The organism is Collimonas antrihumi, assembly GCF_018304965.1.
In the GTDB taxonomy this organism is placed as follows: domain Bacteria; phylum Pseudomonadota; class Gammaproteobacteria; order Burkholderiales; family Burkholderiaceae_D; genus Collimonas; species Collimonas antrihumi.
In genome coordinates this window covers 58567-80300 of record NZ_JAGQED010000008.1, presented here as the reverse complement: position 1 = coordinate 80300, position 21734 = coordinate 58567, and the positions used below count along the sequence as shown (strand labels likewise).

Sequence of the window (21734 nt, the reverse complement as noted above, 5' to 3'; positions counted from 1 at the left end):
AAATTGCTGCAAAGTCGGTTTAAAGGGTATTTGGCAGAGCTATACAGCGGTCTATTTCTTGCCCGTCGCTGGTAGCAGATCGCCGTCGCGCAATAGTTTTAAGATGCGCAGATCGACAGTCACTGCGACAGCGTCTTTCTCGCTGAAATAATCTCCCGCTTCGTTGTTGGGAACCGTGCGGTCAGCGCCAGCCCGCACACTGATGATTTCGCCCAGGCGTGGCGTCTTGGCGACGGGTGTAACATCGGTAGTAGCAACGATGTCGGGTGTTGCATTAGTTGTCTTGGCCATCTTTCATCTCCAATTCATGGGTAACGGTAATTTCTTTCGGTGCCGGATCAAGCGCGGAATCGGCGTTTGTACTGGCGGTTGAATGCACTGCAATGGTCTCCAGGTCAGGGCGTGGCAGAACCGGCGGTTTCATTTCAATTTCCTGCCACCAGTCCACCATCCAAAGCGCCAATCCTTTTTTGTCTATGCTGCGGCTGTAGAGATTTTCGGCACCGATGTTCTCGGTCTTACCGGCGCACATGTCCGGTTTCCAGTCGGAGAACAGGGATGTCAGCACGTCAGCGCGGAGCATCGCCTCCCGCATGCGGGAATCCCGCTTTACATCCTTGGTAGCGATGAAAATCGCCATGCGGCCGCGCCAGATATGTTTGCCGCCCAGGTAGTTTCCTCGGTCGACTTTCTGCCAGCCCAGGCACGAAACAAAGGCCGCCGGTGCCGTAAAGCTCTTGAAGTCCATCTCTTCGGCGCTAAACTGGCCACCGTAGTCTTCAACCTGCTTAAACAGCGCGGCGGTGTGCTGTGTGATGCGGTCCTTAATCGCATCCAGTAACCTGGCGCTATTGGTGTCGTTCATTCCAGACCTCGTAGTTCATTCATCATCAGATCGCCTATCCATATCTCATCTGCATCGTTGATGCCCAGCACAGGTCGCGCGTCGATCTTGGTTTTACCGCCGCGCCCAGCGTTACCGCCGAAGTGATGAATGCGGGCATACGCGGAATTGCTGCCGACCTCGACGCCGTCGCTGGTGACGTTGTAGACATAACTTTTGTACAGCAGCCGTCTGCGTATCAGGGTCTGGCCGCCGCGTTCCTTAGCCGCGGCCGATTGCTTCATGGCGCTGCCGTCCCAGAGTCGCTGCTGATCGAAACGATCCTGAATCTGCCCCACCAGGTATTCGCCGATGTTTTCTTTCAGGCCGCTCAGATCGGCATGCGCCAGGCGCTGCAAATGCTGCTGCAAGGCGGCATCGCCGAAATCCCACTGGATGGAGGTGCCGTTCACTTCCTGCGCCCCCACTGGCCGCGATCAAAGGCATCCCAGTTATAGGCACTGGACAACTTGCCGGACATTACGCCGCCGCTGCCTTTCTGTTCAGCCACCAGGCGCACAGTGCGGTTGGCTACATCGCGCAGCCAGCTAATCCAGCGCTTGCAGCGTTTCTCGGTGCCCTCGGTGGCGTTGTCGTCGTCATCCATCAACTGGCAACGGGTCAACTCCAGGCAACAGGTTTTGATGGGTGCCGCCGCGATCTGCTGCGCCGTGAGCGGCAACGGCGCAGCGCTCATCAAATAGCCATCCATCCAGTTGGCCGCCTCGATAATCGCATCGTCCAGGCGCTTGGCGGCGGCAATGGCTTGCTGCTGCTCTTCCTCTGAACGTCCATCGGAGAACTTGCCCTCTAATGCTTCCTGCAGCAGTTCTTCAGTCAACAGCGGCAATTCATCACGCAGCAGATGGCACGTTTCTTCCTGGCCGAATTCCTGGATAAACTGGGCCGCTGTCGCATAAGTAAGACGTGCGGCTGTCATTGCTTTGCTGTCGCCTTCTTAGGCGCGACCTTTGCTGTCGCCTTCTGAGGCGTGACGACAGGTGCTTTGGCTGGCGTTGACGCAACTGGCGGCGCTGTCTCTGTTGGCGCATCCGCTGCGGGTGTGAGCGTGTTTTCTTCGGCTGCATCCAGCTTGTCGATAGAGTCCGTCGCATCTGCGATCAGCAGACCGGATTTAATGAGGTCATCAACATCCATGCCATCGCCAATCGCTACGCTGTCGCCAGTGATAAAGCTGCGGCCATTTATGCGGAGATTGGCCGTTACCGTGTAGTTGGTTTTCATAGTGATTCCTGCGTTGATCTGTTGCACTGGTTGGGCGGGGCAAGACGTTTGCTTGCCCCGCCGATGGTTAGCGCGGTGTAATCACATCCTTGAGGAAATAGCCCAGCGACGGGGCGCAAATCACTTCCTTGACGCTTTCGCCGATGCGGACACGACGGCCACCAGTCAGGCCGATATTGCGGTCGTCCCAGGAACTGCCAAAGCGCGTACCGGTCTGTGCCGTAAAACCGAAAGTGACGTTTGCACCATCGACCACGCCGGAAATCTTGGCGGCGGTTTCGTCCTGATAGATCGCCGAGATACCACCAGACCAGCACAGTTTCAGTTTTGCGGCGGTGCCTGGCTTGGCGGTGTTGACCAGGGAGCGACCAACCAGAATTTGCTTAATTTCCAGCAATTCGGCCACGGCTTCCTTCGATACAGCGCCTTTAATGCCGCTATTGCGTTGCACCGCGCTGACGATGGCAGGATGAGTGCGCAGAGCGCGCCATTCCGCTTGGCCCATCGTGATCATGTTGGGGCGCAAGATGGTGCGGTCCAATACATCCAGCAGATGATTCAACGGATCGCTATCGGGATTGTCGAAGCGGTCGGTGGCGCCGACGACTTCGCTGTTGTCGCCATAGGTATCCTGGTCAAAGACCTTGCGGGCCGTGCGTACTTCGCGGTCCAGCAGCACCAGGCCGGTCAGCCACTGCGCTGTCAGAACTTCCAAATTGGTGTTGTCTGGCGCATCGCGGACGTCGGCGAACGGCAGCGGATGTTCCAGGCCGAAGTCTTCAGTAGATTCCGTTTTCATTTCGCCATGGAATTCGACCTCGTTGACCTGGGAGCGACGGCCAACCTTGGTATCGGGCACGGTAAAGAATTGCGCCGTTTCAAATTCTTGGTACTTAAAGCTGCTCTTGCCCAGGGGCGTGGTGCGTGGCAATACCAGGTCGGCAATCAGTTCATTGTTGCTGATCGCGATCGCAATGGCGGTTAATTGCGGATCTTGTGGAAATGGGCTGTCCATCGTGATAAGTCCTTAAAATGGGTGAGTGAATGTTCTGATCTTGCGTGCAGAGATGCGTTAGCGCAGCAGCACCGATCCCAGTTCGCCAGCCAGGCCGGTTTGCAACGCCTGGCCGCATACTGCATCGCCGTCTTCGGCCAGGACCGCGTGGCCGTTCGCGTCGCTCTTGACCGGTTCGCCTCGGGTGAGATTGCCGCCGTAGATCACGGGGGTGATTTGAGTGAGAACAACATCAACGCGTCCGCCGTCCGCTGCACCGACATCAGCGGTAACGCCCAGCACCAACCCAGTGCCGTTGGCGGTGGCGACTTGGGTATCGTCCTCGCCGACCGTCACCAGAGAGGCAAAGGTATGGGCGGCAATAACGCCTACAGCGGTATAGTTGGCGATCAAGCCTGGCTTGTTGTTCATGTCTTGCTCCTGTATGTGAAATTGAAGTAACGGTTATCGAAGGCCGTCTGCGAACTACGCTGCGGTGACTTTTGCCAGCGCATCGGCATACGACACCGTGCCGTGGGTTGCCATGTACTCGCGGATGTCGGCGGCGATTTCTTCCGGCCGCTTGGCTCCGGTTTGAAGGGTGTCACCAGCACCACCCTGGGGACCCAGCTTGATCTTGGCCGGTTGCGCTGCCATGAAGTCGGCAAACCATTCCGGACCAGTTTTCTTGGCAGGCTTGCCGTCATTGGCCGAGAATTCAAACGTCTGTGGCGCGGTTTCCAGCGCCTGCATGAATTCCGACAGACCACCGGCCTCGGCAGGCAGTACCTTGCCGTCCTTTTTCCATTGCTCAATCTGGCCGGTGATGCGTTCGGTACGACGTTCCGCTTCCAGAGCGTTGGCGCGATTTGTCGCTTCGGTCAATTGCTGGCTGGCCTGCTGGGTGGCCTCGGTTCGGGCCGCCGCTGTCGCGGCATCCATTTGTTCCTGGGTAAATTGCATGGCATCTGCTCCTGTTGAGAAAGTGGGCGCACCTGAGTTGTCGCGACCGACGTCATCGGCAGCGTCTTCGATGCTGGTGATTTGATAATTTGGAATGAGGCGGTCTGCTTCTTCCTGGCCCTTTTCGGCGATCAGGTATTCGCGCAGGCCGCGAAACAGGCGGGCACAATTTTCTAACGCCCAGCTCGCACTGGATACAGCAGAAGATGCAAACTCCATCGTTTCGCCATCGGCAGAGAACTGGATTGGCGTCAGGCCGTCAATGGCAGGGGCTGCTGCACCAAGCCAGCCGACATGCCGCAGGCGAAAGCCGTGTTCCTTGTCTTTGACCAGGGAGACGGAGCGATTGCGATATGCGCCGGTTTGCACCCCGGCCTCGAAGGCCGGATGGATATCCTTGAACTTGACGAACAGCAGATCGCCTTCGCGCTTCACATCTTCGGTCCAGGCATAGGCCGGATCGTTATGCTTGGGATGCCCCAATACCGCAGGCGCAGCGCCGAGTTGATGATTGACGACGATCTGATCCAGGTCGGCCTGGGTGAACGTGCAGACGTTGCCCTTGGCGTCGGTATTCGTGCCTGCTTTGAATACTTCGATCCAGCGATTGCGTAAGGTCGGTTTTGGGGTGTTTTGTGTAGGGTCCATGCTGCGCAGTGTGCGCGAGACGGATCACAAAATCATGGTGAAGTATTTCACAAGTTGGAAGAGTTCTTAAAACGCGCTGTAAGCGGTTTTGCATCACAACCTTGCCGCTGCTAGCAACTCGGGAGCGGTTGCGGTTTTTAAAGCGGTTCTGATCGTTTTTAAATCGGGTATGGGATATTGGAGAGGGTCGGTTAGAACAATGTACCGTTCATCGGCGCATCTTCTTCGGCCAGCACCTGGAATACGCGGCGCATCGAATAACCGACCTTGATAGCGATGTCATCGATTTGCATATTCTGCTGGTAGCGCATTTCCCGTATCAAGGCGTGTTTGATCTGGCGCACGACAGCGTCATTTTTGACCAGGGTGATGGTCTCGCCAGAGTACCGGTAGACCAGCTTGGCAAACGCGATGCCGCCGATATGGTCTAGCAATGGATGGGCTGGATCGACTTTGCCTGGAACGCAGATATACGCCCCGCCGCGCCATTCAATCAGGCGCAACGCTGCCTCTTCGCCGATGCACTCAATCAGGGTGCGTAGCGATTCTGGCAGTTTTAGCGGATTGTGGATGCGGGTGTCCATGTTATGGCTTGGTTTTTTCCTGGGGTTGGTTCGCCATGACGCGGCGCTCCCATTTTTTAAGGGCTTCGATCAGTTCGGACAATTGCTGGCCACTGGCAAAGCGCAAAGCCGACATGGCAGGCTGCTGACGCTTGCACCAGGCCTCCAAGGCGGCGCGCTCACGCACACGCACCGCGCCTGCAGTGGCCAAGGCGTTCCACAACGCTTCCAGCTTGTGAATCTGCGGATCGCGCCAGGCAGTCTCGCTGGGGCGTTCTTTGCCGGTGGCAAGCAACAGCGCATTCAATCGACCATGGGCCGATTTGCGCTTTGTCGCTGTCAACTCGGTGGCCGAAGCCACACCGAACTGATCGTTCAGCCAGTCCTTGTACTGCTCTTCGGTCATGCCAGCTTTGATCGCTTTGTAGCGGATTACCTGGCAATCGCGTTTGACGGGATCGGTGGAGAGGGCCATATTAAGCCTCGGCCTGCAGTTGCTCACACTGTGAAAGCGGCGCGCATGCGACAGAAACATCGCCAACAAAATCAAAATTCTCGACACTAATCAGTTTGATTCCTTCTGATCCATCGAGTTTTGGCCAGCCCTCCATGCCATCAACGGAAAAGGCGTGTAGCGCGCCCAACGGGTTGATCATATGTTCCAGTAACGCGCTACGGCAAAGTAACGTCATGACTGCTTTTACTACGTCGCCATCGCTTTCTTTGAGACGCCAATCTGCGGCGTACCAAAACTCATTGATCTGTGTGCACAAAGCGATCATCTTGTCGCTAGTCGGCTCCAACACATCTACCACTACATCGCTATAGGTGTCGTCATACGTCATCGTAAATCTGATCCATTGATCCATGGTGTTTTCTCTTCTATAAAGTGCCAAAACGCGGGATTGTCGCTGCTCATCAGTGCCAGGGCGCGACGCCTGGCAGACTGCCCGACTGGGCAGTTTCGCAAGATTTAGGACAAGGCGTTTTTCAAGGCTGTGGCGGCGCTAAATTTCGGGGCGCGTTTAGCTGCAATCTGTAATTCCTCGCCGGTAGCCGGATTGCGGCCAATACGTGCAGCCCGCTCAGAGACAGAGAATTTACCCAGGCCAGGCAACATCACGTCGTTGCCAGCGGCAAGTTCGGCGGCCACCGTGGCGATCAATGCGTCGACCACCTTGTTGGCTGCGGTGGCGGTGGTTTCGGCTTGTACCGCGATATGTTTAATCAGTTCTGCTTTGTTCATTGTGACTCCGTAAGTAATGGATAAAGATAAAGGTGACCCGTATCGTGGGTCAGCCGGATTGTTCACACAGGAAGGAGTCCAGGCACAATCTGCCGCTGTTTCATGACCACGCCACCGTCGGCTGGGCGGACCACCTGACTACACTGATGCCATGTCCAGGCTGATGGCAACGTATTGGTCGCTATCTTCCACGCGCTCATAAAAGCGGATATAGGTTTTGGTGCCGATCACCTGGACCGATTCGCTGATGGCCGTCATGGCTTGCTGCCACTTGCCATCTTCGATATTCAACCGACGCAGGGCCAGCACACGCCCAGTGTTGATATTTCCCTCCTTGTCGGTCTCAAAGGCTTGCTGTACCAGCATCTGGATTTTGGGATCGCTACCGGCAGACCATTCATTGATGCATTCGTCGACCAATTCCTTGGCCGCCTGCAGCCGCTCGTCGAACGTGACGTTTTCGGCCTTGGCAATCTGAATTTTGTATTGGCCGTCAAAGCTGGCGAGAGTGACATTACCCTTGTTCCCACCGACCTTGGCGTTGTAGTGTTCGGCGCTCATTGATACAAAAGCATTGGCGTCGGCAAAGGCCGTTTTCTTGAAACTGGCTAGATTGCCCTGGAGCGTACGCGCCGCGCTGATCAGTTCTCGCACAATGTCGTCGCGGGCCAGATCGATCGGCTTGATCAATTCGAGCGGTACCAGATGGCCCCGCGCATCTTTCTTGTAACCTGCTGGTACGGCGGTTTGTTGTGTGTTGTTTTGCATGTTGTGACTCCTAATGTGAATGAACTTTCAAACCTGTTGTGAAGACGTGGCGCTATGGGTCTTTCGGCTTGCGCACTATCGCCAGGGCGTCCCTGACGCTTTGCGGCATCTCGCTTTTCTGGAGCCCGGCATTGAGCATTACCGGACCGGCGCTGCTTGTGCTGGTCACGGCTTGCCGCGATGGCGACAATCCGGCACCAGCAACACCGGCGCGCTGGTCTTCCAGGCGTTGCTCTTTCTTGCCCTCGTCCCGCGTAGCGAAACCGACCAGCACCTCATACAGATAGCCGTGGCTCTTGAGCGGCAGCCGCAGTTGCCCCGCATCGCGTTGCGCCAGCACCTGCTCAAAGGCCATTTGCCAGTAAGTGATGGGACAAGCCCAGCTGCGGCCATTACGTTCTATCTGCGCCGCACTAATCCCTGGCACCAGCTCCAGAATCAGGGCTGCCATACGGCGATGATTCATTTGACTTTTCTCAGGCGCAAACAGACCGACGTAACGCAGCAGCGGCTTAATAAACGTCTTGCCCGCCGGATGCGCCGCGACAATCGCCGCCAGGGCTTCGCGTGGCGCGTCGTCTGTCAGCAACAAATCGAAGCTCATCACGGCGCGACAGTTAGGACAGGAAACGGTAGGCAATGGCATGGCGAGTTATTCCTCTTTCTCGGTCATTGTGTCCACGAACTTCAAGGTGCGATCGAGGCGCCTTGCGCTGACACCGTGGGCCATGGCAATCACCAATACCGGTTCACCATCATTGTCGGTAAACGTCATGTTGTGGTAACCAGCGCCGAGCGCAGTCATGGCTTGACACACTTCACCAACGGTCAAGGTGGCGCACTCTTCAATATTGGCTAACTTCGTTATGAGTTGATCGTGATTCATGCTGTTTCCCTATTCGTAAAGTTAACCGCGGATAAGCGCGGAACGGATGGCGGTGCGTTTGGCCGCCAGGCGGTTGGTAATTTTTTCGTGGACATTGCGTACTTCCTGCAAACCGTCCTCATAGGCGCGTTCTTGCTCGTTCAATACCGCATCGATTGCTTCCTGCCGCTTGATCAGCCATTGCAGGCGGAATTCGCGCCATTTGCGTTTCAGTTGTTGAATGATGTGCATCATGGTTTCTCCTGTTTGGACGTGTTGAAGATGGATCAAGCAGCGCGGCGCGGTGGCAGGAACAGGACTTTTTCTGCCGTCTTGTCGATGACCTCGGCGGAAATGTCGTATTTGGACAACGCGTAATCGCGCAGCGCCGGAATCATGTTCTCAACCAGCATCCGCACGGACCCCTGGCAGTAATGCCACAACGCGTCCAGCACTTCGCCGGACAATTCGCCCTGGTCAGCCAGCGCGGCCTGGGCAATCGCATCGACATCGTTTCGCTCGACGCGTTGAATGGCACTAGGCCAAAAGCCGACTCGGCTGCGGATTTGATCGAACTGCCCACGTGCTGGTTTGATCAACTGCATCAGGCGCTCGGTGCCAGCTAGTACGATGCCGACATTAGCCTTGTCACGAATACGGCGCAGGTAATGCAGACATTGCGGCATCATGGTTTCGGCCTCATCAATGATCAGCAGGCGAGTACTGTCGGCCAGGGCTTCCACTACGGCGCTGAACTTCTTGTCCATCGAATTAGGACAAGGTGCGCCCAGGGCCGACAGTAGTTCCGTCAGCAATACACCGGCTGTCATATTCGGATTGGCTTCGATGACCGTGGTGTGTTCGTTGTCCTGTTGATACTGCTTTAGGGCGGCGGTCTTGCCTACACCAACGGATCCAACCAGCACGCCGAAGTTGGCATATTTTCGGGCACGGTCACACACCAGGCGCGCCATCTGATAGACCGATGTCGGCACGAACGGTACGGTAGCAATGGAGGCGCGATTGTCGTGCGCTTCAATAGCGGCCTGCATTTCACGCAACTGTTTGCTAGGCAAGGTCGGATATTTACCGCCCAGGATCTGCGACACCGTCGATGGCGACATCCTCGACAAACGTGCCAGCCAGCTTTGCGTCATCGCGTTGTCATTGAGCCAGTGGACAATCTGTCCGACAGTTGCTTGGTGGTCTTCGTCGTAGTTGTCCGGCCAGGTTACTGGCACGGATAACGGTGCTGCTTGTTTGGTTGCTGGCTTAGCCATTAGTCGTCTCCCAAAAGATTGAGTACTATTTCGTCGTTACGTTTTTTGTTGCAGCTTCTATCTGCCAGGCGCGGCGCGGATGTCATGGAGGCCAACCCTTGGAGCTGGGCATCTACCGTGATGCAGTCCTGTGCCCTGGCAAGCGCTTCATCATGTTTTTGCGCAATGCGCGTTACCTGACCGCTCAGTCGCTTGGTGCGCATTTCCTCCAGGCGGGAGGCATCAACAATGCCGCGTGTTTCCTGCAGTTGCGCGGCGCAGATGAAGCGGCCTGACGATTCAAACAGCCATACCTGTTGATCGTTATGCAGGTCGTATTCAATGTGAATATCCGTGCCTTGCTCATACAGACTCAGGGATTCATGCCAGTAAATGCGCTTGTGCAGTTCGACAATGTGGCGCTTCTGAATCTTCCGAATCTCGCGAGGCCGGATGATCGCTTCGGTAGGCAGTTCCACCGAGACCTTTTGTAAGTCGGCCCATACCTGGGCGGGTGTCTTGCCGTCCAAGGCTGGCATCGGTGTATGGTTGTATTCGTCAATGAAGTTCGCCAAGCTCTGTTCGTAGTCCTTGAGCGATGGCACTTTCCGCTTGCCGTTCTTGATGTCTACGCTGAGCCGACGATTGACTTCCTGCGCCATGTCGCCACCGCAATAGACCATGCCGCCGTAAAAGAACTTGTCATGGTGTTCGCGCACTGTGCGGAACCACCGCTCTATCCAGCCCTTGCCATGCGGATTGCCAGGCAATGCCGCAATCACCGACATCGAAAAGCGTGCATAGAACCCCGTGGTTTCGTGGTTCATCAACTTGCCGCGATAGCCAGCGCCGCGATCCAGGTACAGTGCGGCGGGTACATGATCATGTGTGACCATGGATGAAGACAGCGCAAACAACGTCGATAGCGCCGATTCAGCCTCACTCAAATACCAGCCGGTGATATAAGCAGACCGGATATCAATAAACGCGGTCAATTCAGGCCGATATAAGCCACCCGTATTGGGGTGCGCCACGTAGCAATCAATGGTGTGACCGTCGCCTGCATATACCTCGCCGACCTCAAGACTGGTGCGGTCACGTTGTTTCCAGATACTGCGTTGTAGCTTGTGCAGATTGCGCCCGACACGTTGCGGCGAATTCTGTCCCAGGGTGGCGGGTAACGATTTCAGGTAGCGCTTTACTCGCGAATCCGTCGCTGTCTCGAAACCTTCTTTACGCAATTTCAACGCCACTGCTGCATAGCTCGGTTTGCTTGGCAGGTTAAACAGGGCTGTCGCCTGCGCCTCCCAGCCTGCATCCTTGCGCACCCGCCCGGTGTGCTTGGTCAACAATCCCGTCTTGCCATCGCGCTTGTAGGCAGCTATCCAGCGCTTGATAGTTGGCATGGAAATGATTTTTCTGGCATCGCTGGCAAGCTGTGCGGTCAGCAAACGCTGTTCCGTGTCCAGGTTGCCGACGACGATCTTCACAGCCAGCAGTTCCGCCGCATGGTTCAGGGACGCGCCTTGATCCATCAGGGCCAGCGCAGGAGCAATTAATTGATGCCGCCATTGCGCGACGCGGCGTTGATCTTCCGAAGCAGCCAGCCATGGATCGCTATGCAGCAATGCGGGCAGTTGCGCGTCTGGCACAATACGAAGTTGAGTTAAAGCCATATCAGTCATCCACGCTTAGAAAAGGTTATGAACCATGTCTTACAAGTATTCGCACTACGCAGCAGACGTCGCTGCAAGCGCCAAAGAGGCCATTCAAGATTTACTAGAAAAGCACCAAAACGCGTTCGCGGCGGTGACTGTGGAGCAATGGCGACTTGCTGTACATGAGGCGATACCGATTGCTCGGAAACAGCTCGCGAAAACCGCCTCAAAGCAATTTGTTTTCTCTCCTGCCGCCTCTTTTCCATCACCAATTCAGCGGCTATCTGTGCTTTGCGTGATGTACCGCTTGGCAAAGGAAGCGCAGGTACTGCTGCGCCTGTTGGTAAGCCAACCGCCGTTGCTGGTTGGTCAGGCTTACAAGGATGCGATTCTGGATGCGACGAATTTTCTGGAGCAGTTAGAATCGGAATTACTATCTCCTCTCTGGCCGGTCTATGAGCTAGATTATCCGATTGTCGGCGTGATGGATTAGCCATTTCACACCTCTAATTCAGGTCGTTTAGACGGACGCCCCTTGCCACGTGGGCGCTCCATTTCTCTATCCCATTCACGCGCTTTTTTCTCATGCTCGTGTTCCGCGATCAGTTGCTTGTACTCCTGGGCGCAGCGCAAAACCTCTTCATCGCTGAAGACATCCATAACCGTGACTTCGCCACCTGATGCGTCGCCGAAGTGCTCCTGTAGCGCGGCAATCATGCTGCCGGTGTGGGCATGTAACGCTGTAATGGAAGCGAACACATGGCGCAATGTCGGGTCGTGCCATATAGCACCTACTGAGAGTTCTCCCGAATGCAAGCCAATAATTAAATGCTCCATATCGTCCAGCGATAACGCTGCTTTTTTATGCAGGGCGGCGCATTCAAGGCGAATGTCCTGCACCACTACCGGCACATTGCCGCCAGTCTTAACCCGCGCTTCGCGCAGATCTTTGATGATTTTTTCAAGATGCGCGATCTTTTGATCGGCGGTTTCCAGTTGCACCGCCATATCGGTTTTGCGGGACGACAAGTCCTTGATCGTGTTGCGCAGTTCGCGCACGGACAGATCTTTTAGTTCTTGATCTGGTGTGTGCAATAGGTCGTCGATAACTTCTGGATCTGCGCTGGCGATAGCCAGGACGTGGCTTTTTGGCAAATCCAGGAGTTGTTCACGTTCGGCCTCGGTGCGCGACAACAAGAACTCGGTATATTGCATGGCACGGCGCGCAGATCGCTCCTCTATCCCGCGTGATTCCAGCATGCTCAAAAACTCGCCATGCTCACACTCTTCTTTTAATCCTAAAAAATCGATGCCAGCGGCAAGCATGTACCGCGCTGACTGATTCATATGCTGTACAGCACGATCTATCCGAACATCCTTGGGTAAATCAAAATCCAGATTGAAACTCATCGCCAACTGACGTATTTGCACTTCTGTAAACCGGACAACGGTTGTCCGATTTGATTTTTCGTCCTGCTTGGAAAGCGCTTTGGCCGTCGTTACTGGCTTTGCAGCAGGCATTTCGTCCAACGGATTGATGACGATCATATTTTTCTTCACTTTTTGCTCCTTAAAATCTGATTCAAATGGTTTCTGACTCTTGTTTCATACCAAGAGCGACAGCAACTTCGTGCCCCTTGCCAAAATTTCCCTTTTGAACACCACGAATGATTCTGGATACCAAGATGTAATCAAAATCGTTCTCTTGCGCCCATTGCCGCAGGGTCTTTCCTTGTTGACGCAACTTGCGCTTTACCTGATCGCCTGTCATAGTTCCCTCTCTTTTTTGAACATCATCTGATGATTAGATGAGGCTCATTATTGTGCAGAAAACTGCACTTGTAAAGAGATAAATTGCACATTTTTAAAAAATTACGGGATTTAGTTCACTATGATTGGCATTCGATTGAGGGAAGAACGGGAGCGACTCGGCTACACGCAGGAGGATTTCTCTCTGCTAGGAGAGGCCTCAAAGCGCACGCAAATTGAATGGGAAAAAGGTGCTGCCTTTCCGAATGCATTCGTGCTAGAACGCTTTGCCAGTGTTGGAGCGGATGTTCAGTACATAATTACTGGGATTCGGCAACCTGATCCCAAAGCAGTATCGCTTGCTGCGGAGTCGGCGTTCAAAATGGTTGAATCAGGTGGAATAACAGTCACGCCACAGCAGTTTGCAAACATGGTTATGGCCTTGTTGCCGACGTTATCCACTGCATCGAAAGAGGCTGAGGCGAAAGAAAAACCAGCAAAAGAAAAAAACGTCGCAAAAAAAATCAGTGGCAAAGCACAAGTCGCGCAGGGGAATGGAATCGTGCAGGTAGGCGGCGCAGCCCGCATTTCTAGTGCAAAAAAATTGAAGTCCAAATGAATATGAGTTGAACCATGTTATTGACACGAGAGCGTTGCCAACATAGCATTGCCTGCACCAGTGGGAAAATGACAATAGCTAAGAACGGAGGACGGTATCAAACAGTCAGCAAAGGGAAACGGCATTATTCAAGTTAGCGGTGACCTACATATCATCAATGTGACGACACCAATTCCGCCAGAGCAAACATTGAACTGGGATCAGCGCCAACAATTGACGAAATTAGTGGTAGAGGTGGAACAGGCTGAAAAATCCATCATTAGCCAAATGCACATTCGCGTCGCATTGAATAAGGAAATGGATGTAAAAGGCGTACAACAAATGACGCCCGACATATTCCGCAAGGCTGTTACTTATTTGGCGGGATGGCGTTCCTGTGCCCTGGGAGAACCGCAGCAGGAGGCCGCGATGATCGCCCAGGTAATACGCATGTGGGTAATTATCCCTACTCTGAAAACAGAAGTGGAGCAGTTTTCTTTGCGTCAGTTCGGAACCTCGACGCTTAAAGATTTGGACTATTGGAGAATGCGCTGTGTTTTGGCCCTTGCGATGAGTTCGTGGGCTGAGCACTGGAGAGGGAAATCCTCTTGATCTATTTCGCTTATTGGGCTGGCGCGCTCTTGAGCGCGGGCATGGCAGTCCTCGGGATTTACCAGTTATTGCTAGTTAAGTTTAATTACTCCAAATACACGGAAACGCTGGAAAAGCGCGGGCAGTCGGTACCTAGCAAAGGGAAAACTGTTATTGCATTACTTGGCGGCAGTCTTTTCTTTTGTTTGTGCGCATACGGCCTCATGATAGCTGCGAACGAAGAGCACAAAAAGCTACCTTCGTCGATTCAAAGCGTGGAAGATGCAACACGATATTTCTCTGGGACTTGGACATATACGAGCCCCATTGATCCAAAAAACGAATATGTTTTCATGTGGATCAAATGGGTGATACATCCTGATGGGACGGTGGAAAGATCTTATGCGCACCCAAGTGCGAATGATTGGGGTGCAGAAAAAATCAGTAGCTACACAGTATTTTTTGAAAAATACTCAGATACCGGTGAGCGCTATTACGCAATGCGTCCAACCGATACTGGTGAGATTGCGATTGTTATGCCAAATGGAAACCTGCACTATAGTATCCTTGGAAAGGGCGCTGTAGAATTGAAGAAAGAAAATCGGTTTCCATTTTCCAAGTAATTTCTTCTCCAAACGATAAATGAGCGTCACTACCGTCACGCTCATCCTGTGAAGCATTTCATAAGTACATAAAAGTCCCCAACCCGTAACCTGACCTTGTCATGGTTACGGGTGCCACCGCAAGCGCACCCTGGTTGTTTAGGAGTGCGTGATGCATCACAAAACCCCACGTTTGACCCTGTGCCTGGTCGTCAGTCTTGTGCTGATGCTGCTGGCGTATTTCTTCCGTCAATCGGAAACCCTGCTGTCGATTTCTTTTTATAAAGCTCATCTGCTGTCGCTTGGCGGCTGGGGCGGCTACTGGATTGACCGCGCCGTTTTTCCATATGCGCGGCCGCATGTCTATTTGGAGCGGGATGGCGTGTGCCATATCGATCAGCCATCCGATACACAAGCGGCGAATGTTGACGGCTATTCGCTGGAAATTCTGCCGTCCGCCACCGCGCAGCTGCTGCAAGCCGCTTTCATTCGGCGCGCAATCATCATCGGTGCCAGCTTGATCTGCGCTGGATTAGCAGCATGATTCAAATCAATTTCAAGCGCATTCTGAGGTGGTTAGCTGGTGCCATCTACGAGGCAAGTAAGGTGTGCACGGGCATACTGATTGCATCGTTGCTCATGTCGATGTTGGTCAGCAAAGAATGCAAAGCGCAGGTGCCTGCTGACGCGGCCAAGTATAAGCATCAGTTGCGCCAGCAGGCGCATCTGGTGTGGGGACTGGAAGCGCCGACAGCGACCTTCGCAGCGCAGATACACCAGGAGAGCGCCTGGAATGCGACGGCACGTAGTCGAGTGGGCGCACAAGGGCTATCGCAGTTCATGCCTGGTACTGCCGACTGGATTAGCGGTGTCTACCCCGATCTCGCCCACAATGCGCCGACCAATCCTGTATGGGCGATGCGCGCCCTGGTGCGGTATGACAAATTTCTCTATGACCGCGTCGCTGCAACAAACCACTGTGAGCGCATGGCCTTTGTATTGTCAGCCTATAACGGTGGGTTGGGATGGGTCAACAAGCGCAAGGCTAAATCCGCCACGCCGTTGGTTTGCATAGGTGCCACGTGTGCGATCAACCCAGGTATTACAGCCGCCAATCAATCCGAAAACGCCGACTATCCCCGCCGCATTTTGCATCGCCATGAACCGCATTACGTGAGAGCGGGCTGGGGCAATGGGAGTTGCTCATGATTCTGATACTACGCCTGGCACTAGCTTCATTGATTGCTGGCGCACTGGGCTTTGCCACGGGCGGCTACATGGCAACCGAATGGACGAAAGGCAAGTGCGACGCAGAACGCAGGGAGGCAGCGTTGGCCGGATACCGGACGGAGTTCGTCAGGGTAGAGCATCAGCTGGAACGGAACCAGGAAACGGGACATGCCGTCGAGATCAACCGCCAGAAAATCCACGCCAATTTTAAAAAACTAGACAGGGAGGCTTCCAATGATGCGCCGCATGCTGTTGATCTTTGTGTGTTACCTGCTGAGCGCTTGCAGCGCTGGCGTGCAGCGAATGCCGGCATCAGTTCCGATACCGGTGCTGCCACCCGCGAATCTCACCCAAGCACCGCCGATGCTGCCGCAACCGGCCAGCGGTGAACTACGCGACCTGGAAGAAAACCACCGGGACGTAGCGCACCTGTATCACCTGCTGGCTACGCAAACCTGCGGACTATTGAGACGGCTTGGCATAGAACGGGCCGGATGTTTGATCTATATCGACGAGCAAGATAAACATGAATGAAAAACAATTTGAATTCGCGCAAAAGATGGAAGAAGCGGCACGGGTTGCTGGTATCGAACAAAGCCGCCAAGCCTGCGCTGGCAAGGGCGCGGAATTCTGCATCGCTTGCGATGAACCGATCCCAGTCGCCCGCCGCGCTGCCGTCCGAAACGCGCAACGCTGTGCCGGATGCCAACAACGTCATGAAGGAATACACCGTGGACGATAAAGAAGTGCGCCTGCTGTTAGGCCAGATCATGGGTGAACTCAAAGGCTTGAGTTCTGCAGTACAGAACAATCACGCCGCACTAAATCGGCGCATTGACGATATGACTCAGTCCAACAACCAGCGCTTGCAAAGTGTTGAATCTCGCGTGCATACGTTGGAAGGTGGACAACGCACCTTGATGCTTAAGAGTGCGACCACCGGCAGCGCGGCAGCTATTGTCGCCGCAGTGACGGTGGAATTCATTCGGATGAAACTCGGCGGCAATTGAATGGCTATTGACCACAAGGTAAGAGCTGAAGTGCGTAGCAAGTACGTGCAGGGCCAGACGCTGGCGACCGCTGCCGAACTGGGCGGCGCATCGTATCAGTCGGCGCGTAATTGGAAACGCAAGGCCAAGGCTGATGGCGACGATTGGGACATTGCACGTGCAGCCAGACGCATGTCGGGCGGCGGCATGGAGGAATTGACCGGCCAGGTGTTGGAAGAAATGGCCGTTCAATTTCTGGCGACGTTGGAGGATGTCAAAGTCAAAAAAGACATGGCACCAGCGCAGAAAGCGCAGATTCTTGCGCAGCTATCCGACAGCTATGTCAAAACAGTCAATGCTGCAGCACGCGGCAATCCGCGGCTGTCAGAACTGTCGATTGCAATGGATCTCTTGCGCGATCTGTCGCACTACATCGGCGGTAAATTCCCGCAATTGCGTGAGCCATTTCTCGAAGTGATCGAAGGTTATGGCCCTGAGATAGCGAGAAAGTATGGGTAAGAAATCAAACTCATTGTCGTCGAAACAGTTTATTGCCGAACTGGCCGCATTTGCGGAGGAACAGCGCAATCTGATCGAGACCGCGTGCGCTGCATTTCCTGTCGATGCAGCGGCGCGGGATGTGCGCGTCAGTCGCGTGCAGAACAGTTTTCAGTTCTTTGTACAAACGTATTTCCCGCACTATATCAAGGCAGAACCGTCAGTCTTTCACCAGTGGGTCTTCGACCAGTTGCCGAAGAAACTGGACGCTGCCGTTGGACAGAAAGTTGATGTCTCTGCACCGCGTGGTGAGGCGAAATCGACCTTGGTGACGCAGTTGCTACCCTTGTGGTGCGTCGTCACCAAACGCAAGCGTTTTATCCCAATAATCATGGATGCGCTCGACCAGGCGCAATCCATGCTGGAAGCCATCAAAGTCGAATTGGAAAGTAATCCGCGCTTGCAGATGGACTTTCCCGATGCCTGCGGCGCTGGCCGCGTCTGGAACGTCGGCGTACTGCTGACGAAGACGAACGTCAAGATACAGGCATTCGGTTCTGGCAAGCGCATGCGTGGCTTGCGCCACGGGCCATATCGCCCGGACCTGGTGATTCTGGACGATATCGAGAATGATGAAAATGTGATGTCAAAAGAGCAGCGCGACAAGCTGGAAAAATGGCTCAATCGCACTGTGTTGCCGCTGGGGCCACCCGATGGCAGCATGGACATTATTTATCTCAACACCATTCTGCATTACGACTCAGTCGCCAATCGGACGCATAAAAATGTTCGTTGGACCTCGGTTAAATTTAAAGCCATCATCGAATACCCAGCCCGCCTGGATTTGTGGCAGCAATGGGAAGAGGTTTATATCAACGACGGGGAAACTGCGGCAGACGTGTTCTATACGTTGCGCCGGACTGAGATGGACGCAGGTGCCATCGTGAGTTGGCCATCGATGCGCCCGTTGCTGATGTTGATGAAAATCCGCGCTGCCGACCATGCCTCTTTCGACGCCGAGTATCAGAACGATCCCGATAACGACGAAAACGCCCCCTTTAAAGTGATTGAATTTTGGGTGCAGCCAAGCCGTGACTGGGTATTCTTCGGCGCGCACGATCCATCCATGGGCAAAAAAAACAAGAGACGTGATCCTTGCGCCATTCTGGTCGGCGGCTTGGATCGCAATCACGGTGTCCTGGACGTGGTCGAGGCCCGCATTGCGCGGATGGTGCCAAGTTTGCAGACCATGACGCTAATTGAATTGCAACGCGAATATAACTGCCTGGTGTGGGGCATCGAATCGGTGCAGTTCCAGGAGTTCTTTAAGGATGAAATCGTCAAGGAATCCCGCAAAGCTGGTGTTCCGATTCCAGCAAGGGGGATTGTGCCGGGCACCGATAAGGATTTGCGGATTCTATCGATGCAACCGCATATCGCTAACGGTACAGTGCGCTCTCATCAGCGCCACACGGTGTTGAATTCGCAGTTACGCCATTATCCTGAAGCCGATCACGACGACGGTCCTGACGCGCTACAAATGTTATTCATGCTGGCGTTCAGCACCTTCACCGGCACGGTTCCACGAATTATTACAGGTCCACGAAAACATTATGGCACTCGACATTAAAAAGCTGGTTCGTTCAGTTAAAAACACCTTTGGTAAGCAGGCGGCGGGGATAGATACAGACCCGCGCTTTTTCGGCAATCTGCACATGCTACCTAATCCCGATCCAATCTTGCGCTCCATGGGCATCGCCGAGAGCATCTACGCGTCCATCCTGGCCGACGCCCATGTGATGGGTGACGTGCGTTCTATCCGTGGTGAATTCAAGGATATGGACTATCGGGTCGTGACCTGGGCCGAGGACGATCCACGCGCCCAGGCGGCACGGGAACTGTGCGAGGTATGGATGCAAAGCCTGAGTCCGAATGATGCGGCAGATTGGGAAGAGGTCATGTGGCAGATGATGTCGGCGATCTTTACCGGCTATACCTCGCATGAACTGGTCTGGGACTATTGGGATGGTTACATCGTGCCCGTGCGGGTATTAGACAGGCCGCTACACCGCTTCGGCTTTGACTACGATGCCGTGCCGCTGTTGATCACCAAGGCCAACCGTAACGGCGACATCATTGAGCCGCACCGCTTTGTCATTTCTCGCCACATGGCAAAGGTGACGAATCCATACGGGCAGGCTCTGCTGTCTTCCTGCTTCTGGCCGTGGACGTTCAAAACTGGCGGCTGGAAGTATTTCGTCAAATACTGCGAACGACATGGTTTGCCGTGGCCGGTGGGGCGTTACGCCGAGGGTGCAAGTGATAAGGACATCACCGATCTGTCGAGAGCAATCGAAACCATGGTTGAAAGTGGCTATGCCGTGGTGCCGAAAGGTGACGGTGTTGAACTTATCGTGCCCGCTGCCGGCAATCACCTGCCGCAAGAGTCACTGATCAATGCTTGTAATCGGGAGATGTCGAAGGTCTTGACTGGCCAGGCGATGGTGGCCGAATTGCAGAACACTGGGGCACGTGCGGCCAGCGAGACGGCAGCGGAGCGGCAGGCTGGCATTAATGATTCCGACCGTGCCATTGCGGCATCGTCGTTCTCGCGCATCTTCCGGCACATCACGACTTTTAACTTTGGCGCGGATGTGCCGTCGCCCGAATTGGAGTTTTTCAAACCAACCCAGGCAGGAAAAAGCCGTGCTGAGACCTATAAACTGGCTGCGGATATGGGGGCTAAGCCGTCACGTAAGGCCATGCTGGAAGAATTGAATATGCCGATGGCCTTAGATGACGACGACGCGCTGTTGCCAGGCACGCCTTCCAGCTCAGTACAGTTTTCCAGCGGGGACAAAGCGTCCGTATTTAAGGGGCAAGACGAGGAAAACCAGATTATCGCCAGCGCGGCCACAGCAGCCGATGCGGCGTTGGAGGCGCATGTGCTGGAACCTATAGCGCGGATGCTGGCGCAAGGTGAAAAGGACGGTAAAAGCCTCGCCGACATGCGGGAAGAATTGGGGAAATTGCTGGGTAATATCGACAATGCGGAATTGATAGACGTGACCAACAAGGCTCTGATGTGGTCCTTTACCAAAGGGGCCGCCGATGGCAACGCCCAGCGTTAATCCGTTCGGCGTCAAGGCGGATCAGGCGATTGCCAATCTACGCGGCAAGGTGCCGGTGGCGACCGAACGCTGGAATGACTTGCTCGGGCCGGTTCACGGGAAACAGTTCACGGTGGCCGGCGCGCCGCTGGATGTGGTTAGAGATATTCATACCTCACTGCTTAAGGCATTGGATGACGGCCAGACATTAAGCCAGTTTCGGCGAGACTTTGACGATACCGTACAGCGCAATGGCTGGACGTACAAGGGCAAGCGAGGTTGGCGCACCGCGTTGATCTTTAACACCAATATGCAGAGTGCCTATATGGCCGGGCGCTGGCAGCAGATTGAGAGCAATAAGGATCGGCGACCTTATTTGGAATACCGCGCCGTCAAGGATGAGAACACACGGCCAGAGCATTTGGCCTGGGATGGTCTGATTCTTCATGTAGACGATCCATTCTGGAAAACGCACTATCCACCTAACGGCTGGAATTGCCGGTGTACGGTGCGTTCTTATTCTCTCGCGGAATTGGAAGCGGCAGGCAAGAAGCCATCCAAGTCGCCAGTAATCAAAAAGCGCGACGTCAAAGACAAGGATGGCGAAGTCACAGACGTGGTGCCTATCGGGGTCGATGCGGGCTGGGACCATAACGTTGGTGAATCCTGGTTATCGCCTGAGTTGGCGCTTGGTCAAAAGCTGGCGACGATGCCGATGGAATTGCAAGGCACGGCGGTGCGTCAATCAATCAATGCGGATTATCGACAGGTGCTGTCACAGCGCTGGCATAGTTGGTACAAGTCGACCCGCAAAGATGGCAAGCCGCGTGGCGTAGCACAAATTATTGGTTATCTGCCGGACGGTGTAACGATGGGGCTGGCAAAAGCATTCCCAGACGTGCAATTGAAGTCGCTGACCATCGGGGTCTTTGATAGCAAGACGATTCATTTGGAAGGAGCGCACAAAACGGCCTCCGCGCAGGCGTGGCCGTCCGACTGGATAGCACGCTTGCCAGAATTGATGGGTGATTATCGTGCGGTGCTTTGGGATACCAAGAATAAGACGCTGATTGTCATTCCCAAAGGTTCGTTTAATAAGCGGGTGCCCAAAGTAGCGTTGCGGCCTAACCAGAAATATCGGGGTGAGGCGGTGGTCAGTGTGGTGTCGTTGGGTACGGCAGAGTTGCCGAATTTGAAGCAAGCGCAATTTACGCTGGTGGCGGGTAAGCTAGATTAGATGGATAAGTCAGGAGGTGCGGCAATCCTCATAATACG

33 protein-coding genes and 1 other RNA gene are annotated in these 21734 nt (G+C 54.4%); 13 read left to right on the top strand and 21 right to left on the bottom strand.

The features are described from left to right. Positions 1-51: 51 nt before the first annotated feature. The 19 genes from KHU29_RS09785 to KHU29_RS09695 all read right to left on the bottom strand — a co-directional run bounded on the left by KHU29_RS09785 (position 52) and on the right by KHU29_RS09695 (position 11110). Positions 52-291, bottom strand: coding sequence for a hypothetical protein (locus KHU29_RS09785; protein WP_211452620.1), 240 nt, complete (start codon positions 289-291; stop codon positions 52-54). Then, a complete protein-coding gene (locus tag KHU29_RS09780) occupies positions 275-865 on the bottom strand; it encodes a phage protein Gp37 (protein WP_211452619.1) in 591 nt (196 codons plus the stop codon). The genes KHU29_RS09785 and KHU29_RS09780 overlap by 17 nt, the downstream gene beginning before the upstream one ends. Further along, the gene (locus KHU29_RS09775) at positions 862-1296 is read right to left on the bottom strand and encodes a phage virion morphogenesis protein (protein ID WP_211452618.1); all 435 of its coding nucleotides are present in this window, start codon (positions 1294-1296) and stop codon (positions 862-864) included. Before KHU29_RS09775 ends, KHU29_RS09780 begins: the two co-directional genes overlap by 4 nt. Continuing rightward, the gene (locus KHU29_RS09770) at positions 1293-1823 is read right to left on the bottom strand and encodes a phage protein Gp36 family protein (RefSeq protein ID WP_211452617.1); all 531 of its coding nucleotides are present in this window, start codon (positions 1821-1823) and stop codon (positions 1293-1295) included. The genes KHU29_RS09775 and KHU29_RS09770 overlap by 4 nt, the downstream gene beginning before the upstream one ends. Continuing rightward, the gene (locus tag KHU29_RS09765; protein ID WP_211452616.1) at positions 1820-2128 is read right to left on the bottom strand and encodes a hypothetical protein; all 309 of its coding nucleotides are present in this window, start codon (positions 2126-2128) and stop codon (positions 1820-1822) included. The genes KHU29_RS09770 and KHU29_RS09765 overlap by 4 nt, the downstream gene beginning before the upstream one ends. 67 nt (positions 2129-2195) lie before the next feature. Then, on the bottom strand, positions 2196-3143 hold the full coding sequence (locus tag KHU29_RS09760) for a phage capsid protein (protein WP_211452615.1): 948 nt from the start codon (positions 3141-3143) through the stop codon (positions 2196-2198). A 57-nt stretch (positions 3144-3200) separates the two neighbouring features. Further along, positions 3201-3554 (bottom strand): DUF2190 family protein, encoded by a 354-nt coding sequence (locus tag KHU29_RS09755; protein WP_211452614.1) that lies wholly within the window; start codon positions 3552-3554, stop codon positions 3201-3203. 54 nt (positions 3555-3608) lie between these two features. Next, entirely contained in the window at positions 3609-4733 is a 1125-nt protein-coding gene (locus tag KHU29_RS09750; protein WP_211452613.1) for a hypothetical protein, read from the bottom strand. Positions 4734-4924: 191 nt separating this feature from the next. After that, a complete protein-coding gene (locus tag KHU29_RS09745; RefSeq protein ID WP_211452612.1) occupies positions 4925-5317 on the bottom strand; it encodes a hypothetical protein in 393 nt (130 codons plus the stop codon). Position 5318: 1 nt separating this feature from the next. Beyond that, entirely contained in the window at positions 5319-5771 is a 453-nt protein-coding gene (locus KHU29_RS09740) for a regulatory protein GemA (RefSeq protein ID WP_211452611.1), read from the bottom strand. Between the two features lies 1 nt (position 5772). Beyond that, positions 5773-6165: a DUF2528 family protein gene (locus KHU29_RS09735; protein ID WP_211452610.1), complete on the bottom strand. Its 393-nt coding sequence runs from the start codon at positions 6163-6165 to the stop codon at positions 5773-5775. 36 nt (positions 6166-6201) lie between these two features. Next, positions 6202-6266: hammerhead ribozyme type II (locus KHU29_RS09730), an RNA gene on the bottom strand. A 3-nt stretch (positions 6267-6269) separates the two neighbouring features. Beyond that, entirely contained in the window at positions 6270-6608 is a 339-nt protein-coding gene (locus KHU29_RS09725) for an HU family DNA-binding protein (protein WP_425514462.1), read from the bottom strand. Positions 6609-6680: 72 nt separating this feature from the next. Continuing rightward, positions 6681-7310, bottom strand: coding sequence for a DUF3164 family protein (locus KHU29_RS09720; protein WP_211452608.1), 630 nt, complete (start codon positions 7308-7310; stop codon positions 6681-6683). 52 nt (positions 7311-7362) lie between these two features. Then, a complete protein-coding gene (locus KHU29_RS09715) occupies positions 7363-7956 on the bottom strand; it encodes a hypothetical protein (protein ID WP_211452607.1) in 594 nt (197 codons plus the stop codon). 6 nt (positions 7957-7962) lie between these two features. Further along, positions 7963-8196: a hypothetical protein gene (locus KHU29_RS09710; protein ID WP_211452606.1), complete on the bottom strand. Its 234-nt coding sequence runs from the start codon at positions 8194-8196 to the stop codon at positions 7963-7965. A 21-nt stretch (positions 8197-8217) separates the two neighbouring features. Continuing rightward, entirely contained in the window at positions 8218-8430 is a 213-nt protein-coding gene (locus KHU29_RS09705) for a hypothetical protein (protein ID WP_211452605.1), read from the bottom strand. A gap of 32 nt (positions 8431-8462) precedes the next feature. Further along, the gene (locus KHU29_RS09700; protein ID WP_211452604.1) at positions 8463-9455 is read right to left on the bottom strand and encodes an AAA family ATPase; all 993 of its coding nucleotides are present in this window, start codon (positions 9453-9455) and stop codon (positions 8463-8465) included. Then, positions 9455-11110, bottom strand: coding sequence for a Mu transposase C-terminal domain-containing protein (locus tag KHU29_RS09695; protein ID WP_211452603.1), 1656 nt, complete (start codon positions 11108-11110; stop codon positions 9455-9457). The genes KHU29_RS09700 and KHU29_RS09695 overlap by 1 nt, the downstream gene beginning before the upstream one ends. Positions 11111-11144: 34 nt before the next feature. On the opposite strand from KHU29_RS09695, the gene KHU29_RS09690 reads away from it, so the two are divergent. Continuing rightward, complete coding sequence (locus KHU29_RS09690) at positions 11145-11585, top strand: hypothetical protein (protein ID WP_211452602.1); 441 nt, start codon at positions 11145-11147, stop codon at positions 11583-11585. A gap of 5 nt (positions 11586-11590) precedes the next feature. Here KHU29_RS09690 and KHU29_RS09685 read toward each other — a convergent pair whose 3' ends face one another. Both KHU29_RS09685 and KHU29_RS09680 read right to left on the bottom strand, forming a co-directional pair. Beyond that, positions 11591-12652 (bottom strand): hypothetical protein, encoded by a 1062-nt coding sequence (locus KHU29_RS09685; RefSeq protein ID WP_211452601.1) that lies wholly within the window; start codon positions 12650-12652, stop codon positions 11591-11593. A gap of 22 nt (positions 12653-12674) precedes the next feature. Beyond that, positions 12675-12863, bottom strand: coding sequence for a DNA-binding protein (locus tag KHU29_RS09680; RefSeq protein ID WP_211452600.1), 189 nt, complete (start codon positions 12861-12863; stop codon positions 12675-12677). 120 nt (positions 12864-12983) lie between these two features. On the opposite strand from KHU29_RS09680, the gene KHU29_RS09675 reads away from it, so the two are divergent. The 12 genes from KHU29_RS09675 (at position 12984) to KHU29_RS09620 (ending at position 21696) form a co-directional block, all read left to right on the top strand. Beyond that, positions 12984-13460, top strand: a complete 477-nt coding sequence (locus KHU29_RS09675) for a helix-turn-helix domain-containing protein (RefSeq protein ID WP_211452599.1) — start codon at positions 12984-12986, stop codon at positions 13458-13460. Positions 13461-13649: 189 nt separating this feature from the next. Then, positions 13650-14051, top strand: coding sequence for a hypothetical protein (locus KHU29_RS09670; RefSeq protein ID WP_211452598.1), 402 nt, complete (start codon positions 13650-13652; stop codon positions 14049-14051). Continuing rightward, positions 14048-14653 (top strand): hypothetical protein, encoded by a 606-nt coding sequence (locus KHU29_RS09665; protein WP_211452597.1) that lies wholly within the window; start codon positions 14048-14050, stop codon positions 14651-14653. The genes KHU29_RS09670 and KHU29_RS09665 overlap by 4 nt, the downstream gene beginning before the upstream one ends. Positions 14654-14804: 151 nt before the next feature. Beyond that, complete coding sequence (locus tag KHU29_RS09660) at positions 14805-15176, top strand: putative holin (protein WP_211452596.1); 372 nt, start codon at positions 14805-14807, stop codon at positions 15174-15176. A 95-nt stretch (positions 15177-15271) separates the two neighbouring features. Beyond that, on the top strand, positions 15272-15841 hold the full coding sequence (locus KHU29_RS09655; RefSeq protein ID WP_246541798.1) for a transglycosylase SLT domain-containing protein: 570 nt from the start codon (positions 15272-15274) through the stop codon (positions 15839-15841). Next, positions 15838-16251: a hypothetical protein gene (locus KHU29_RS09650; protein ID WP_211452594.1), complete on the top strand. Its 414-nt coding sequence runs from the start codon at positions 15838-15840 to the stop codon at positions 16249-16251. The genes KHU29_RS09655 and KHU29_RS09650 overlap by 4 nt, the downstream gene beginning before the upstream one ends. A gap of 137 nt (positions 16252-16388) precedes the next feature. Further along, the gene (locus KHU29_RS09645) at positions 16389-16604 is read left to right on the top strand and encodes a TraR/DksA C4-type zinc finger protein (RefSeq protein WP_211452593.1); all 216 of its coding nucleotides are present in this window, start codon (positions 16389-16391) and stop codon (positions 16602-16604) included. Beyond that, the gene (locus KHU29_RS09640) at positions 16594-16872 is read left to right on the top strand and encodes a hypothetical protein (protein WP_211452592.1); all 279 of its coding nucleotides are present in this window, start codon (positions 16594-16596) and stop codon (positions 16870-16872) included. Before KHU29_RS09645 ends, KHU29_RS09640 begins: the two co-directional genes overlap by 11 nt. Continuing rightward, on the top strand, positions 16873-17370 hold the full coding sequence (locus KHU29_RS09635) for a DUF1804 family protein (protein ID WP_211452591.1): 498 nt from the start codon (positions 16873-16875) through the stop codon (positions 17368-17370). Then, a complete protein-coding gene (gene terL / locus KHU29_RS09630; protein WP_211452590.1) occupies positions 17363-18979 on the top strand; it encodes a phage terminase large subunit in 1617 nt (538 codons plus the stop codon). The genes KHU29_RS09635 and terL overlap by 8 nt, the downstream gene beginning before the upstream one ends. Continuing rightward, entirely contained in the window at positions 18963-20480 is a 1518-nt protein-coding gene (locus tag KHU29_RS09625) for a phage portal protein family protein (RefSeq protein WP_211452589.1), read from the top strand. Before terL ends, KHU29_RS09625 begins: the two co-directional genes overlap by 17 nt. After that, entirely contained in the window at positions 20461-21696 is a 1236-nt protein-coding gene (locus tag KHU29_RS09620; RefSeq protein WP_211452588.1) for a phage head morphogenesis protein, read from the top strand. Before KHU29_RS09625 ends, KHU29_RS09620 begins: the two co-directional genes overlap by 20 nt. The last annotated feature ends 38 nt before the right edge of the window (positions 21697-21734 follow it).